The 14,659-nt window shown below is 67.6% G+C and carries 15 protein-coding genes; 10 read left to right on the top strand and 5 right to left on the bottom strand.

All coding sequences use genetic code 11. From position 1 onward, the window contains the following. Positions 1-130 precede the first annotated feature (130 nt). Positions 131-1,228 carry a redox-regulated ATPase YchF gene (ychF, locus tag D5084_RS11650; protein WP_128515665.1) on the bottom strand — a complete coding sequence of 366 codons (1,098 nt, stop codon included), beginning with the start codon at positions 1,226-1,228 and terminating at the stop codon, positions 131-133. 119 nt (positions 1,229-1,347) lie between these two features. On the opposite strand from ychF, the gene trpA reads away from it, so the two are divergent. From trpA to D5084_RS11685, 7 genes are all read left to right on the top strand, one after another. Then, positions 1,348-2,139: a tryptophan synthase subunit alpha gene (trpA, locus tag D5084_RS11655; RefSeq protein WP_128515666.1), complete on the top strand. Its 792-nt coding sequence runs from the start codon at positions 1,348-1,350 to the stop codon at positions 2,137-2,139. A 150-nt stretch (positions 2,140-2,289) separates the two neighbouring features. Then, positions 2,290-3,453, top strand: coding sequence for an alpha-hydroxy acid oxidase (locus D5084_RS11660; protein ID WP_128515667.1), 1,164 nt, complete (start codon positions 2,290-2,292; stop codon positions 3,451-3,453). Between the two features lie 137 nt (positions 3,454-3,590). Next, positions 3,591-4,964: an aspartate aminotransferase family protein gene (locus tag D5084_RS11665; RefSeq protein WP_128515668.1), complete on the top strand. Its 1,374-nt coding sequence runs from the start codon at positions 3,591-3,593 to the stop codon at positions 4,962-4,964. A 2-nt stretch (positions 4,965-4,966) separates the two neighbouring features. Beyond that, complete coding sequence (locus tag D5084_RS11670) at positions 4,967-6,355, top strand: glutamine synthetase family protein (RefSeq protein ID WP_128515669.1); 1,389 nt, start codon at positions 4,967-4,969, stop codon at positions 6,353-6,355. A gap of 101 nt (positions 6,356-6,456) precedes the next feature. Continuing rightward, positions 6,457-7,758, top strand: a complete 1,302-nt coding sequence (gene hisD / locus D5084_RS11675) for a histidinol dehydrogenase (protein WP_128515670.1) — start codon at positions 6,457-6,459, stop codon at positions 7,756-7,758. Positions 7,759-7,911: 153 nt separating this feature from the next. Continuing rightward, on the top strand, positions 7,912-8,388 hold the full coding sequence (locus D5084_RS11680; RefSeq protein WP_128515671.1) for a UPF0262 family protein: 477 nt from the start codon (positions 7,912-7,914) through the stop codon (positions 8,386-8,388). A 62-nt stretch (positions 8,389-8,450) separates the two neighbouring features. Next, positions 8,451-8,855, top strand: a complete 405-nt coding sequence (locus tag D5084_RS11685; RefSeq protein ID WP_238382633.1) for an arsenate-mycothiol transferase ArsC — start codon at positions 8,451-8,453, stop codon at positions 8,853-8,855. Positions 8,856-8,994: 139 nt separating this feature from the next. Here the strand turns inward: D5084_RS11685 and D5084_RS11690 are convergent, their stop codons facing one another. Next, the gene (locus D5084_RS11690; RefSeq protein WP_128515673.1) at positions 8,995-9,642 is read right to left on the bottom strand and encodes a DUF2238 domain-containing protein; all 648 of its coding nucleotides are present in this window, start codon (positions 9,640-9,642) and stop codon (positions 8,995-8,997) included. 41 nt (positions 9,643-9,683) lie between these two features. Here D5084_RS11690 and D5084_RS11695 point away from each other — a divergent pair, with 41 nt between their 5' ends. Next, entirely contained in the window at positions 9,684-10,388 is a 705-nt protein-coding gene (locus D5084_RS11695; protein ID WP_128515674.1) for an endonuclease/exonuclease/phosphatase family protein, read from the top strand. Between the two features lie 186 nt (positions 10,389-10,574). Here the strand turns inward: D5084_RS11695 and ade are convergent, their stop codons facing one another. Continuing rightward, positions 10,575-12,275 (bottom strand): adenine deaminase, encoded by a 1,701-nt coding sequence (ade, locus tag D5084_RS11700; protein ID WP_128515675.1) that lies wholly within the window; start codon positions 12,273-12,275, stop codon positions 10,575-10,577. Between the two features lie 75 nt (positions 12,276-12,350). Here ade and D5084_RS11705 point away from each other — a divergent pair, with 75 nt between their 5' ends. Then, positions 12,351-13,283: a DMT family transporter gene (locus D5084_RS11705; protein ID WP_435532677.1), complete on the top strand. Its 933-nt coding sequence runs from the start codon at positions 12,351-12,353 to the stop codon at positions 13,281-13,283. 281 nt (positions 13,284-13,564) lie between these two features. Beyond that, on the top strand, positions 13,565-13,690 hold the full coding sequence (locus D5084_RS18870) for a hypothetical protein (RefSeq protein ID WP_274378895.1): 126 nt from the start codon (positions 13,565-13,567) through the stop codon (positions 13,688-13,690). On the opposite strand, the gene D5084_RS11710 is transcribed toward D5084_RS18870, so the two are convergent. Together D5084_RS11710 and D5084_RS11715 are read right to left on the bottom strand one after the other, a co-directional pair. Then, positions 13,687-14,022 (bottom strand): DoxX protein, encoded by a 336-nt coding sequence (locus D5084_RS11710; RefSeq protein WP_128515676.1) that lies wholly within the window; start codon positions 14,020-14,022, stop codon positions 13,687-13,689. The genes D5084_RS18870 and D5084_RS11710 overlap by 4 nt on opposite strands. 87 nt (positions 14,023-14,109) lie before the next feature. Then, positions 14,110-14,571 (bottom strand): Lrp/AsnC family transcriptional regulator, encoded by a 462-nt coding sequence (locus D5084_RS11715; RefSeq protein ID WP_128515677.1) that lies wholly within the window; start codon positions 14,569-14,571, stop codon positions 14,110-14,112. Between the last annotated feature and the right edge of the window lie 88 nt (positions 14,572-14,659).

The following is a 14,659-nucleotide window of genomic DNA, read 5'->3' on the forward strand; positions in this document are numbered from 1 at the left end:
AGGCCCTCGCCGAGGAATTCGAAAAAACAACAACAACCGTTGCACTTGGAACTTGAGTTAACCAATCGTGAACGCCCACGGCCAACCCCTTGAAATCCCTCACCCCGAAACCCGCGCCACACGCGGCGCGTCAGGCATTGAACAGGAAGTGCAGCACGTCCCCGTCCTTGACCTCGTAGGTCTTGCCCTCGACCCGGAACTTGCCCGCTTCCTTCGCCCCCGCCTCGCCCTTCCCGGCGATGTAGTCCTCGTAGGCGATGGTTTCGGCCCGGATGAAGCCCTTCTCGAAATCCCCGTGGATCACCCCCGCCGCCTGCGGCGCCAGCGTCCCCTTGGGGATCGTCCAGGCCCGCGCCTCCTTCGGCCCCACGGTGAAATAGGTCTGCAACCCCAGAAGCGCATAGCCCGCCTTGATCAGGCGATCCAGCCCCGCCTCCTTCAGCCCCATCTCCTCCAGGAACAGCTTCGCTTCCTCCTCGGGCAGCTGCGCCAGTTCCTCCTCGATCCGGGCCGAGATCACCACCGAGGCCGCGCCCTGCGCCGCCGCCATCTCGGCCACCCGCGCCGACTGCGCGTTGCCCGAGGCCGCCGAGGCCTCCTCGACGTTGCAGACATACAGCACCGGCTTCGCTGTCAGCAGCTGCAACATCCGCCACTGCTTCCTGTCCTCGTCCGCGATCTTCAGCGTCCGCGCGGGCCTGCCTTCGTTCAGGGCCGCCAGAGCCGCCCGCAGCAGACGGTCCTGGTCCAGCACCTCCTGATCCCCGCCGCGCAGCTTTTTCCCCAGCGCGACCAGCCGCCGCTCGATCGACTCCATGTCGGCCAGCATCAGTTCCGTCTCGATCGTCTCGGCATCGGCAACCGGGTCGATCCGGCCCTCGACATGGGTGATGTCTCCGTCCTCGAAGCAGCGCAGCACATGGGCGATGGCGTCGCATTCGCGGATGTTGGCCAGGAACTGGTTGCCCAGCCCCTCGCCCTTCGACGCCCCCCGCACCAGCCCCGCGATGTCGACAAAGGTCATCCGCGTCGGGATGATCTGCTTCGACCCGGCAATGGCCGCAAGCTTCTCAAGCCGGGCATCGGGGACCGACACCTCGCCCACGTTGGGTTCGATGGTGCAGAACGGGAAGTTCGCCGCCTGCGCCGCCGCCGTCCGGGTCAGCGCGTTGAAGAGCGTGGACTTGCCCACATTCGGCAGCCCGACGATGCCCATCCTGAAACCCATGTGACCCTCCTGTGGCGACAGGGGGCCTTCTACGGGCGCGGGACCCGAGGATCAAGCGGCCCCCATTGATTTCCGCTCGCCCCCCGTGGCAGATGGAGCCGTTGACAAGGGGGACCGCCATGACACGGATCGACGACACCTTCGCCCGGCTGCGTGCGCAGGGCAAAAAGGCCTTCGTCGCCTATATCATGGGCGGCGACCCGGATGAGGCGACCAGCCTTGCCATCATGCAGGGCCTGCCCGCCGCCGGGGTCGATGTGATCGAACTGGGGATGCCCTTCACCGATCCGATGGCCGATGGTCCCACGATCCAGGCCGCAGGCCAGCGCGCGCTGGAAGGCGGCATGACGATGGACAAGGTGCTGGCCATGGTCCGCGCCTTCCGCAAGGGCGACCAGACCACGCCGATCGTCCTGATGGGCTATTACAACCCGATCTATTCTCGCGGGGTCGACCGCTTTCTGAAGGACGCGACCGAGGCCGGGATCGACGGCCTCATCGTCGTGGACCTGCCGCCCGAGGAAGATGACGAGCTTTGCCTGCCCGCCCAGAAAGCGGGCCAGAACTTCATCCGCCTTGCCACGCCGACGACCGACGACAGGCGCCTGCCGAAGGTGCTTCAGAACACCTCGGGCTTCGTCTATTACGTCTCGATCACCGGGATCACCGGGGCTGCTGCCGCTCAGGCCTCCGACGTCGGGCCCGAGGTCGCGCGGATCAAGCGGTCGACCGACCTGCCGGTGATCGTGGGCTTCGGCATCTCCACGCCCGAGCAGGCGAAGGCCATCGCCTCGGTGGCCGATGGCTGCGTCGTCGGCTCGGCCATCGTCAAGGACATCGGCGCAGGCGTGCCGGTTGCCGAGGTTCTGGCCCGCGTCAAGGCGCTGTCCGACGGGGCACATTCGGCCTGACAGCGCGCGTCGCGCCGATCTCCTGCGGAAATCGGACCGGAACGCGTGCCGCGTTCCGGCGCCCGGCCGGGCAAGGTCGCGGAAAGCGATGGACGGGACCGCGCCGCATTGGTAACACGATCTTACCAATCTGCCGCAAGGGACCCGGCCATGCCCGTCATCACCTGCATCGAGGACCTCAAGCGCCTGCACCGCAAGCGCACCCCGAAGATGTTCTGGGACTATTGCGAAAGCGGCAGCTACACCGAACAGACCTTCCGCGAGAATACCTCGGACTTCGCGAAACTGCGCTTCCGCCAGCGCGTCGCCCGCGACCTGACCGGACGGGTGCTGGAGAGCACCATGGCCGGGCAGAAGGTCTCGATGCCGGTGGCGCTGGCGCCCGTCGGCTCGACCGGCATGCAGCACCCGGACGGCGAGATCCACGCCGCCCGCGCCGCCGCCAAGGCCGGGGTGCCCTTCACGCTGTCCACCATGTCGATCTGCTCCATCGAGGACGTGGCCGCCCACAGCCCCGAGCCGTTCTGGTTCCAGCTTTACGTGATGAGGGACGAGGATTTCGTCGATGCGATCATCGAACGCGCGCGGGCCGCGAAATGCTCGGCCCTCGTGCTGACGCTGGACCTTCAGATCCTGGGCCAGCGCCACAAGGACCTGAAGAACGGCCTGACCTCGCCGCCAAGGCCCACGATCCCGAATCTGATCAACATCGCCAGCAAGCCGCGCTGGGCCTGGAACATGGCTCGGACCCCGCGGCGGCAGTTCCGCAACATCGTCGGCCATGTTAAGGGCGTGCAGAAACTGTCGGACCTGACTGCCTGGGCCAACGAACAGTTCGATCCCAAGCTCGACTGGTCCAAGGTCATCCGCATCCGCGACCAGTGGAAGGGCAAGTTCATCCTGAAGGGCGTGCTCGACCCCGAAGACGCGAAGATGGCCGCCGATGCGGGGGCCGATGCGGTGATCGTGTCGAACCACGGCGGGCGTCAGCTGGACGGGGCGCTGTCGTCGATCCGCATGCTGCCCTCCATCGTCCGCGCCATCGGCGACCGGACCGAGGTCTGGATGGATGGCGGCATCCGGTCGGGTCAGGACGTGCTGAAGGCGCTGTCCCTCGGCGCGAAAGGCACGATGATCGGCCGCGCCTATATCCATGGCCTTGGCGCAATGGGCGAGGCCGGGGTGAGCGCCGCGCTGGAGGTGATCCGCAAGGAGATGGACATCACCATGGCGCTGTGCGGCGAACGCGACGTGAAGAACATGGGCCGCCACAACCTTCTGGTGCCCGAGGATTTCGAGGGCCGCTGGGCCTGAAACCCCGCTCGTCCTCCGCCTTCGGCGTCTCCTCGCTGCCGTCCCGCGAAGAGACGGCGACCACTCAGGACGTGCTGCCGCTTGCAATTTGATCAAATTACGGCATAAACGCAGCGACTGTTCCCGGGGCGCCCGCCATGTCACTTGAAACCATCGCCGGAATTTCCACCGACCGTCTGGCCAGCTTTGCCCGGCGCGAGGCCGAGGTCTACGCCAGGGCCCGCCCCAAGGCCCTGAAAGCCTTGAAGGACGGTGCCGGCACCTTCCTTGGCGGCGTGCCGATGCACTGGATGGCCGACTGGCCGATGCCGCATCTGCCCGTGGTGGCGAAAGCCCGGGGCGCGCGGATCGAGGATATCGACGGTCACACCCTCGACGACTTCTGCCTTGGCGACACCGGGTCGATGTTCGGCCACTCGCCGCCGCCCGTGGCGAAAGCCATCCGCGCCCAGGCCCGCCGCGGCCTGACCTACATGCTGCCCACCGAGGCCGCGCTTGAGGCTGGCCGCCTTCTGACCGACCGCTTCGGCCCCTTCCGCTGGCAGATCGCCACCACCGCGACCGACGCCAACCGCTTTGCCCTGCGCGTCGCCCGCGCCATCACCGGCAAGCCCAAGGTCCTGGTCTTCAACGGCTGCTACCACGGCACGGTGGACGATACCTTCGTCAGCCTGGAAAACGGCCGCACCGTGAACTCTCCCGGCCTTCTCGGCCAGGTGAACGACCTGACGCAGACCGCCGTCTGCGCCGAATTCAACGACCTCGCCTCGGTCGAGGCGGCGCTGGCCCAGGGCGATGTCGCCGCCATCCTGACCGAGCCGGTGATGACCAACTCCTGCATGGTGCTGCCAGAAGCCGGGTTCCACGACGGCCTGCGCCAGCTGTCGCGGAAATACGGCGCGCTGCTCATCATCGACGAGACGCATACCATCTCCTCCGGCCTTGGCGGCTATACCCGCGTCCACTCGCTGCGCCCCGACATCTTCGTCGTCGGGAAATGCGTGGCGGGCGGGATGCCCACCGCCGTCTGGGGCCTGACCGACGAGACCGCAAGGCGCTATCACGAGGCGGACGCGAAACGCGAGCCCGGCCGCACCGGCATGGGCACCACGCTTTCCGCGAACCCGATGCAGTTCGCCTGCCTCGTCGCCACGCTGTCCGAGGTCATGACGCCCCAGAACTACGCCCATATGGAGAAGCTGGCCGAGCGTCTCTCGCACGGGCTGGCGAAGACCATCGACCGCCTCCGCGCCCCCTGGCATGTCGTCCGGGTCGGCGCGCGGGTGGAATTCATCTGCGCCCCCGGCCCGCTGCGCAATGGCACCGAGGCGGGCATGGCCCACCAGCCCCGGGTCGAGGCCGCGATCCACACCGGCCTCATCAACCGCGGCACGCTGATCGCGCCGTTCCACAACATGATGCTCATCAGCCCGGCGACGAGGAAGGCCCAGGTTGACAGGCTGATCGCAAACTTCGACACCATCCTGACCGACCTTTTCAAAGCAGCCTGAACATGCCCCAGACCAGCCCCTCCGGGTCCACCCCAGCCGAGGCGGAAGCCTTTCTCGCGGCCCATCCCGAGATCGAGGCTTTTGACATTATCCTGCACGACGCCAACGGAATCGGCCGGGGAAAGATCATCCGGCGCCATGAGCTTTTGTCTTTTTACAACAACGGCCGTCATCTGCCGATTTCCATCCTCGGCCTCGACATCTGCGGCGAGGATGTGCATGAGACCGGCCTCATCTGGGATCAGGGCGACGGCGACCTGCGCGCCTGGCCGATCCCCGGCACGCTGAAGCCGCTGCACAACACGCAGCCCCCGCGCGGCGAGGTGTTCATGTCGATGTACACCCTCGACGGCGCGCCGATGACCTCGGACCCCCGCCATGCCCTGCAACGGCAGGTGGACCTGCTGGCCGCCGAGGGCCTGCACCCCGCCGGGGCCTTTGAACTGGAATTCTTCCTTCTCGACCCCGAACGCGGCCCGGACGGCAAGATGCAGCCCGCCCGCGACGTGCTGGACCGCCGCTCAAGCCGCAAGACCGAGGTCTATTCGGTGGACCACCTGCACGGGATGCTGCCGCTCTTCTCCGACATCTATGCCGGGGCCGAGAAGGCCGGTATCAAGGCCGAGACGCTGATCTCCGAATACGCCCCCGGCCAGTATGAACTGACGTTGCATTACCGGACCGACGTGATGCAGGCCGCCGACGACCTGATGCGCCTGAAACGCATCGTCCGCGCCCAGGCCCGCGCCCATGGCGTCGTCGCCTGCTTCATGGCCAAGCCGAACGAGAACTACGCAGGCTCGGGCATGCATTTCCACGTCTCGCTGCTGGACGACAGGGGCCAGAACGTCTTTGTCGAGGCCGAAGAGGGCAAGTGGAACCGCACGCTCCTGCACGCGCTCGGGGGCATGAAGCAGACCATGGGCGAATCGATGCTGGTCTTTGCGCCGCACGCCAACTCCTGGCGCCGCTTTGCCAACCAGTCCTACGCGCCGGTCAGCCCGACCTGGGGCGTCAACAACCGCTCGGTCGCGCTGCGGATTCCGGCGGGCGACATCAAGGCGCGGCGGATCGAGCACCGCCCCGCCGGAGTGGATGCGAACCCCTATCTCGTGGCGGCAACCGTGCTGGCCGGGATCCGCAAGGGTCTGCGGGAAGGGATCGACCCCGGCCCGGAAACCACCGGCAACGGCTATGCCGACGAGGACAGCGCCGGCATCCCGACCGACTGGAAATCCGCGATCGACGCCGCGAAACGCTCGGCCTTCCTGAAGGAGGCACTGGGCGAGGACATGCACCGCACCTTCACCGCGATCAAGGCGGCGGAATATGCCCGCGTGATGCGCACGGTCAGCGAGGTGGACTTCGACCTTTACCTGCACACGGTATGATCGGCCGGGCAGGGCGCCCAGCGTGCCCTGCGATCATCCAGGCTTGAGCCCGGCCTCCCCCCGCGCTATCTGCACCGCGATCCCGACGCCCGGAGGCCTTGATGCCCGTCTTCCTCACGACCGCCGATCCCGGCTTCGAGGCCGACTTCCAGAGGCTTCTCGGACAGAAACGGGAAGAGGCCGAGGATGTCGATCAGGCCGTGGCCGCCATCATCGCCGATGTCCGCAACCGGGGCGACGCTGCGGTGATCGACCTTACCGCCCGCTTCGACCGGCTGACCCTGACGCCCGACAGGCTCGCGTTTTCGCCCGAGGAGATCGAGGCCGAGATCGCCAGGGTCTCGCCCGAGGACCGCGCGGCGCTGGAACTGGCGGCGGATCGCATCCGCTCATACCACGTCCGTCAGAAGCCGCAGGACGAAAGCTGGACCGACAGCACCGGGGCCACGCTCGGCTGGCGCTGGACGCCGGTGTCCGCTGCGGGGCTTTATGTGCCCGGGGGGCTGGCGTCCTATCCGTCGTCCGTCCTGATGAACGCGATCCCGGCCAAGGTGGCGGGGGTAGGGCGGCTGGTCATCGCCTGCCCGACGCCGGGCGGCGTGGTGAACCCGCTGGTCCTGCTGGCGGCCCGCATCGCCGGGGTGGATCAGGTCTACCGGATCGGCGGGGCGCAGGCGATCGCGGCGCTGGCCTACGGGACCGAAACCATCGCCCCGGTGGACAAGATCACCGGCCCCGGCAACGCCTTCGTCGCCGCCGCCAAGCGCCGGGTCTTCGGGCGCGTCGGCATCGACATGATCGCCGGACCCTCGGAAATCCTGGTCATCGCCGATGCCGACAACGACCCCGACTGGATCGCGCTTGACCTTCTGTCGCAGGCCGAACACGACGAAAGCGCGCAGTCGATCCTGGTCACGACCTCCGCCGCCTTCGGGCAGGCCGTGGCGGATGCCGTCGCCAGGCGCCTGGAAACGCTGGAGCGCCGCGCCATCGCCGGGGCCTCCTGGGCGCAGCACGGCGCGGTCATCGTCACGCGCGACCTGACCGAGGCCGCCGAACTTTCCAACCGCGTCGCCCCCGAACACCTGGAGCTTTGCACCGCCGATCCCGAGGCGCTGGCGCGGCAGATCACCCACGCCGGCGCGATCTTCCTGGGCCAGTACACGCCCGAGGCCATCGGCGACTATATCGGCGGTCCGAACCACGTCCTGCCCACCGCGCGGTCAGCCCGGTTCTCCAGCGGCCTCTCGGTGCTCGACTTCATGAAACGCACCACGCTGGCAAGGATGACGCCCGAGGCGCTGAAGGCCATCGGCCCGGCTGCCGAACGACTGGCCAGGTCGGAAAGCCTTGAGGCGCATGGGCTAAGCGTCCGCGCCCGGCTGGACCGGCTGAACGGCTGAGCCTGCCGCTTGCCGGGGGCGGGGCAGACGGCGCAGCCCGCGCCCGTCGCGCCCCATCGGGCCGATTGCTTCCGCGGCCTGAACGCCCCCATCCCCGCTTGACCCACTGCCCCAAGGTCGGGCATCACGGGCGGACCCTTCGGAACACAGCCCATGAACCGCATCTGCCAGATCGAGATCGACGAGAAAGGCCTCGCGCGCCCGACGCCCGAGATCGAACAGGAACGCCGCGTCGCGATCTACGACCTGCTGGAGGAGAACAGCTTCACCCCCGCCGCCCGCCCCGACCGCGAGATGCCCGAAGGCCCCTACCGCGTGCTGCTGGCGATCCGCGACGGGCGGCTGGTCTTCGACATCGCCACCGAGGCAGGGGAAAAGGCGGCCGAGTTCCACCTCTCGCTTGGCCCCTTCCGCCAGGTGGTGAAGGACTACTTCCAGATCTGCGAGTCCTACTTCGACGCGGTGAAACGCCTGCCGCCCAGCCAGATCGAGGCGATCGACATGGCCCGTCGCGGCATCCACAACGAGGGCGCCTCGATCCTGCGCGAACGGCTCGAGGGCAAGGCCGAGGTCGATACCGACACCGCGCGGCGTCTGTTCACGCTGATCTGCGTGTTGCACTGGGGCTGACGTTGGGCGACTTCCCCCAATCGGTGCTGTTCTGCTGCGACCACAACGCCGTGCGGTCCCCGATGGCCGAGGGGCTGATGAAGCAGATGTACGGCCAGCGCGCCTATGTCCAGTCGGCAGGCGTGAAGAACGACATGGAGATCGACGGCTTTTCTGTCGCGGTCTGCAAGGAACTGGGGATCGAGCTGTCCCGCCACCGCTCGCGGTCCTTCGAAGAGATGCAGGACTGGGGCGACGACCTGTCGCAGTTCGACCTCATCATCGCGCTGTCCCCGGCCAGCCAGCGCATGGCGCTGGAGCTGACCCGTTTCCACCATCTCGAGATCGAATACTGGCCGATCCTGGACCCGACCGGCCTGGGCGAGACGCGCGAGGCGAAGCTGGCCGCCTACCGCCAGGCCCGCGACCAGATCAGGGCGCGGATGCTGGAACGCTTCGGCCCGCCCACGGAAACCCCCGGGCGCTGACCCTTGGCGCAAGACGGGCCATGTCGCCCAGCCTGCTCGGCCGCGATACCGACGATCCCGCCACGTTCCAGGGCAGGGCGCTCTCGATCCAGCCGGCCGCCGCAAGCACAGGCCCCGCGGCCTCGCGCCCCCCGACCCTCTAGACCTTCGTCTTGCGCGCGAACAGCTTGCGGAACCGGGCCCGGTTGGTCTCGATGAACAGGTCGAACGGCGCCCCCAGCCGCCCGGCCCGGTCCAGCATGTAGACCACACCCGCCAGGGATGCCAGCACCGCGCCCAGCGTGTTGACGATCAGATCGCCCATCGTGTCGGGCAGCCCCGACTTCATCATGTTGAAGCCGAACAGCGTGTCCATCGCATATTCGAAGATTTCCCACAGCACGCCCACGGTCATCGCCAGGCAGAAGGACAGCACCCCCAGCGCCCAAGGCGGGGCGGCATAGCGGTCGCCTTCGAACAGCATGAAGACCAGAAGGAACCCCAGGATCCCGAACCCCATGGCCGAGCCGAAATGCAGCACCAGGTCCCACCACCAGAACCGGTCGTAGAAGTCGTAGACCTCGCCCAGATACAGCGTCGCCAAGACGAAAAGCGCGATGGCGGCCAGGAAACTTGGCGGCAGGCGCAGGCCGACCCGGCTGGCCAGCTTGCCCGGCAGCACCGTCAGCACCAGCGCCGCGAGCGTGATGAAAACCGCCGGAAGCACGCCATTCCAGGCCGCCACGACCGCCTCGACCGCCAGCAGCAGCCGGATGCCGGTCAGGACGATGGTCGATGGCGCGGGCACTGCCTTCTCCTTCCGTGGCTCTCGTGGCCTATATTGGGGACATGACCGCCAAGTCCAAGCCCAGCCTGCGCCTCGCCTCCTGGAACATCCACAAGGCGGTGGGAACCGACCGTCGCCGCGATGCCGACCGGGTGCTGGCCGGCATCGCGGCGTTGCAGGCCGATGTCGTCGCGCTGCAAGAGGCCGACTTCCGGCTTGGCGACCGCCCCTCGGCCCTGCCGCGCGACCGCATCGCCGAGGTGACGGGCCTCGTCCCCCTGCCGATCGGTCGCAATGCCGTCAGCCTGGGCTGGCATGGCAATGCGCTTCTGGCGCGGCCGGGCATAAGGCTTTGCGGTCTTGACCATCTGGACCTGCCGGGGCACGAGCCGCGCGGCGCGGTGATCGTCGATCTCGACACGCCCCTGCCGCTGCGCGTGGTCGCGGTGCATCTGGGGCTGCTGCGTGCGGCGCGGCGGCGACAGCTCGATGCGATCAAGGCTGCGTTGCAACGCCATCCGGCGCGGCCCACGGTGATCCTGGGTGATTTCAACGAACATTCCCGCCGCGTCGGGCTGGGACGAATCGCGCAGCCCTTCGCGATCCTGCCCACCGGCCCGACCTTCCCCGCGCGCCGGCCCTTCCTGCCGCTGGACCGGATCGCGCATTCGCACGACCTGGACCTCACCCCGCTCGACCTGCCGTCGACCCCCGGCCCGCAGCCCTCGGACCACCTGCCGCTGCTGGCCGAGCTGCGCTGGCGCTGACGGGCACTCCCGGCCACGCGATGGCAGCGGCTGGCCCTTCCAGCAGGACGTCCCTGCGGCTTCGGGCGCGCGAAGCCCCCTTGCGGCAGCCGTCACGGGCCGCGATCAGAAGTTAAGAATTTCCGAAGGCCCGCAGCCAAAAGATTGATTTAAAAGGATCCGGAAGCCTGCCCACGCGTGGACCGATCAGGGGATGATCTCGAAGCGGTCCACATCGACCAGCCCCATGTCGGTGATCTTCAGATGCGGGATCACCGGCAGGGCGAGGAAGGCCAGTTGCAGGAACGGCTCCTCCAGCACCACCCCCAGCGAGGTCGCTGCGGCGCGCAGCCGGACGAGGTCCTCCCGCACCTCCTCGAAGGATTTCAGGCTCATCAACCCCGCGACGGGCAGGGCAAGTTCGGCCAGCACCCGCCCCCCCTCGACGACGACGAACCCGCCCTCGATCTCCACCAGCCGGTTCGCCGCGATCGCCATGTCCGCGTAGTCCGCCCCCACCACCGCGATGTTGTGATGGTCGTGGCAGACCGTCGATCCGATGGCCCCGCGGCGCAAGCCGAAGCCCTTGACGAACCCCGTCGCCCGGTTGCCGTTGACCCCGTGCCGCTCGATCACCGCGATCTTCACCAGGTCGCGGGCAAGGTCCGGCCGCTTGTCCCCGTCCTGGGGCGCGATGTCGAAGGTCAGATGTTCGGTGATGATCTTGCCCGGCAGGATGCCGATCACCGGGGTCTCGACCCGGTTGCCCCCGGTGCGGAAGTGCCCCGCCTCGATCCGCGCCGATGTCACCGAGCCCCGCGCCACCGGCTCGGTTGCCCCCCGCGCCGCAAAGGCGGCATCATCCGCCACCACGCCCCCCGCCAGAACCAGGCTCGCATGGCAGCCCTCAAGACTGTCCACCACCACGATATCCGCCCGCTTGCCCGGCGCGATAAGACCGCGGTCCTTCAGCCCGAAGGCCTCGGCCGCCGAGAGGCTTGCGACCCGGTAGACCGCCAGCGGCGGCGCGCCGAGGCTGATCGCGGTGCGGATCATGTAGTCCAGATGCCCATGCTCGCCGATGTCCAGCGGGTTCCGGTCGTCGGTGCAGAAGGCAAGATAGGGCGCGAAGCGTTCGGTCAGCAGCCCGGCCAGCGCGTGCAGGTCCTTCGAGACCGACCCTTCCCGGATCAGCACCCGCATTCCCTTGCGCAGCTTTTCCAGCCCCTCGTCGTAGGAGGTCGCCTCATGTTCCGTCCGAATGCCCGCGCTGATATAGCCGTTCAGGTCATTGCCCCGCAAAAGCGGCGCGTGCCCGTCGATGTGGCGGCCCTGGAAGGCCTGGAGCTTCTCCATGCAGCCCGGGTCTTGCATCAGCACGCCGGGGTAGTTCATGAACTCGGCCAGACCGATCACCTTGGGGTGGTCCATCAATGGCACGAGGTCCGCAGCCGAAAGCCGCGCGCCGGTCGTCTCCATATGGGTCGAGGGCACGCAGGACGACAGCTGCACCCGCAGGTCCATCACCAGCTGAGACGCCGCATCAAGGAAATACCGGATGCCCTTCACGCCGCAGACATTCGCGATCTCGTGCGGGTCGCAGATCGCCGTGGTCACGCCGCGGGGGGTGACGCAGCGGTCGAATTCGTGCGGGGTGACGAGCGAGCTTTCCACATGCAGGTGCGTATCGATGAACCCCGGCACCAGCACGCGGCCCGAGACGTCGATCTCGCGCCTGCCGGAATAGGCTCCGAAGACCCCCACGATGGTGTCGCCGCAGATCGCCACGTCGGTTTCCACCAGATCGCCGGTCATCAGGTCGAAGACCCGCCCGCCCTTGAGCACCAGATCGGCGGGCGCCAGACCCCGGCCCTGTTCAATTCTGTCTGACAGCGGTGCTTTCGGCATGGCATTCTCCTTCCCGATCAGGGAACCTGAAAGCGATTGCGGCGTAAAGAGGCCGCGACCCTGACGGAACGACCCATGCGCCCCCCCATGCGCCCCCTGCGCGGCATTGCCCTGAAACTGGCCTCGGTGATGGTGTTCATCGTCATGGCCTCGCTCATCAAGTCCACCACAAGCCATGTGCCCGCCGGGCAGGCGGTGTTCTTCCGGTCGTTCTTTGCGATACCCGTCATCATGGCCTGGCTCGCCTGGCGGCACGAGTTGCGGACCGGCCTGAAGACCGTGCAGCCGCTGGGCCATGTCTGGCGCGGCGTGGTGGGCACACTGGCGATGGGCCTCGGCTTTGCGGGGCTGGGCTATCTGCCCCTGCCGGAGGTCACCGCCATCGGCTATGCCGCGCCGCTGCTGACCGTGATCTTCGCCGCGATGTTCCTGGGCGAGGAAGTGCGGGCCTTCCGCATCTCGGCGGTGATCCTGGGGATGGTGGGCGTCCTGATCGTGCTGGCCCCGCGCCTGTCCATCGACCCGGGGTCTGCGGGCGTGGCCGAGGCGCTTGGCGCGATGCTGGTCCTGGGCGGGGCGGTCTTTGCGGCCCTGGCGCAGGTCTTCGTGCGCAAGCTGGTGATGACCGAGCAGACCTCGGCCATCGTCTTCTGGTTCTCGGTCACTGCGGCGGTCCTGTCGCTGGTCACGCTGCCGTTCGGCTGGGTCTGGCCCACCCCGCGCGAGGCGGCGATCCTGGTCGGCGCGGGGCTTCTGGGGGGGCTGGGGCAGATCCTGCTCACCTCCAGCTACCGAGAGGCGGATGCGTCGCTGGTGGCGCCTTTCGACTATGCCTCGATGATCTTTGCGCTGGGGATCGGCTATTTCGTCTTTGCCGAGGTGCCGACCTGGCCGATGCTGGGCGGGGCCGTGCTGATCGTGACGGCGGGCATCCTCATCATCTGGCGCGAACGCAAGCTGGGTCTGGAGCGGGCGCGGCAGCGCAAGGCGATGACGCCGCAGGGCTAGTCTCCTCGTTCGCCTTCGTCTCCTCGTCGGTGCTCCCCCGCGAGGAGGAGCCGAAGGAGCACGACGAGCCATCACAGGCACAACCGGTCCACCACACGGAGGCCCATCGCCTGCACCGTGACGTCGCGATCAAGGCCCATCGGTCAACCCTCGTTTCCCCTTGGGCACAGTCTGCGGCGGCAAGTCCGGGCTGGCGGGCCGGGCGGATTTGACCCGTGCAATCGGGGGGCGGGAGGCATAGAGTTGGACAGGGCCGCACCGGCCGAAAGGGAGAATGCGTCATGGCCAAGGGCATGAACAAGCGCAAGGAAGTGAAGAAGCCGAAGAAAGAGGCAGCCAAGGCCCCGGTTCAAGTGTCGTCGACCAACGCGAAGGTCACGATCTCAGCGGGCAAGCCGAAGGATTAGGCGGGTCTGTGCGCGGCAGCCAGCACCAGAAGGCCGCCCGCAATTGCCCAGTTCTTGACGAAGATGGACATCTGCCAGCCGTCCTGTGGCTGGAAATGGAAGACGCTGGTCAGCGCGCAGTAGCCCGCAGCGACGATCGCCGCCTGTCGCACCGTCGGCGGCCACAGGAGACCGATGGCCAGGAGCGCGTTCAACCCGAGTGCGGGCCAGACCAGCCAGACGGGCGCGCCGAGCCCTGCCAGCAGGCCCTGAGCGGCGCCCGGGTCCAGGGTCTTCTGCACGGCTCCGGCAGCGAACAGGGCTGCCAGCAGGATACGTCCGGTCAGGTCCATGTCTGCCTCCGTGATGCGGAAGCTACGCGGCAGCGGGGCGAAAGTTGCGGCGGCACCAGGCAAGGGGGGCGATCCGCCGAGGCGACCTCAGAACACCTCTTTCACCGCCTCCATGGCCACATAGGTCGAGGTCGAGGCGACATGCGGCAGGGCAGAGATCACCTCGCCCAGCACGCGGCGGTAGGACTGGATGTCGGCGGTGCGGACCTTGAGCAGGTAGTCGAAGCTTGAGGCCATCATGTGGCACTGTTCCACTTCGGGCACCGTCAGCACCGCCCGGTTGAAGGCGGTCAGCGCCGCCTCGCGCGTGTCCGACAGGCGCACTTCGACGAAGGCGACATGCGCCTGGCCCATCCTGATCGGGTCGAGGATCGCGCGGTATCCGGTTATGATCCCGATCTCCTCCAGCCGCTTCATCCGCGCCTGGGTGGGGGATTTCGACAGACCGATCCGGCGGGCAAGTTCCACGGCGGAGATGCGGCCTTCGGTTTGCAGGACCCGCAGGATGGCAAGGTCGAAACGGTCAAGGTCGCTGCGGTCGTTTGGCATGGGGTTTCTGCTGATTTCTCCGAGTCCGGCCCGCATATAGCATGATCTTCAGGAAAACAGCCTGCCGTTTTCGCGTTATGCTGGGCGG

This window comes from Tabrizicola thermarum (assembly GCF_003574395.1).
In the GTDB taxonomy this organism is placed as follows: Bacteria; Pseudomonadota; Alphaproteobacteria; order Rhodobacterales; family Rhodobacteraceae; genus Tabrizicola; species Tabrizicola thermarum.

Bases quoted from the DNA above. Each gene is read 5' to 3' on its own strand.
- D5084_RS11680 (WP_128515671.1), top strand. From the start codon at position 7,912: ATGAACCGCATCTGCCAGATCGAGATCGACGAGAAAGGCCTCGCGCGC.
- D5084_RS11715 (WP_128515677.1), bottom strand. From the start codon at position 14,571: ATGCCAAACGACCGCAGCGACCTTGACCGTTTCGACCTTGCCATCCTG.
- D5084_RS11695 (WP_128515674.1), top strand. From the start codon at position 9,684: ATGACCGCCAAGTCCAAGCCCAGCCTGCGCCTCGCCTCCTGGAACATC.
- D5084_RS11665 (WP_128515668.1), top strand. From the start codon at position 3,591: ATGTCACTTGAAACCATCGCCGGAATTTCCACCGACCGTCTGGCCAGC.
- D5084_RS11705 (WP_435532677.1), top strand. From the start codon at position 12,351: ATGCGCCCCCCCATGCGCCCCCTGCGCGGCATTGCCCTGAAACTGGCC.
- ychF (WP_128515665.1), bottom strand. From the start codon at position 1,228: ATGGGTTTCAGGATGGGCATCGTCGGGCTGCCGAATGTGGGCAAGTCC.
- ade (WP_128515675.1), bottom strand. From the start codon at position 12,275: ATGCCGAAAGCACCGCTGTCAGACAGAATTGAACAGGGCCGGGGTCTG.
- hisD (WP_128515670.1), top strand. From the start codon at position 6,457: ATGCCCGTCTTCCTCACGACCGCCGATCCCGGCTTCGAGGCCGACTTC.
- D5084_RS11685 (WP_238382633.1), top strand. From the start codon at position 8,451: ATGGCCGAGGGGCTGATGAAGCAGATGTACGGCCAGCGCGCCTATGTC.
- trpA (WP_128515666.1), top strand. From the start codon at position 1,348: ATGACACGGATCGACGACACCTTCGCCCGGCTGCGTGCGCAGGGCAAA.
- D5084_RS18870 (WP_274378895.1), top strand. From the start codon at position 13,565: ATGGCCAAGGGCATGAACAAGCGCAAGGAAGTGAAGAAGCCGAAGAAA.
- D5084_RS11710 (WP_128515676.1), bottom strand. From the start codon at position 14,022: ATGGACCTGACCGGACGTATCCTGCTGGCAGCCCTGTTCGCTGCCGGA.
- D5084_RS11670 (WP_128515669.1), top strand. From the start codon at position 4,967: ATGCCCCAGACCAGCCCCTCCGGGTCCACCCCAGCCGAGGCGGAAGCC.
- D5084_RS11660 (WP_128515667.1), top strand. From the start codon at position 2,290: ATGCCCGTCATCACCTGCATCGAGGACCTCAAGCGCCTGCACCGCAAG.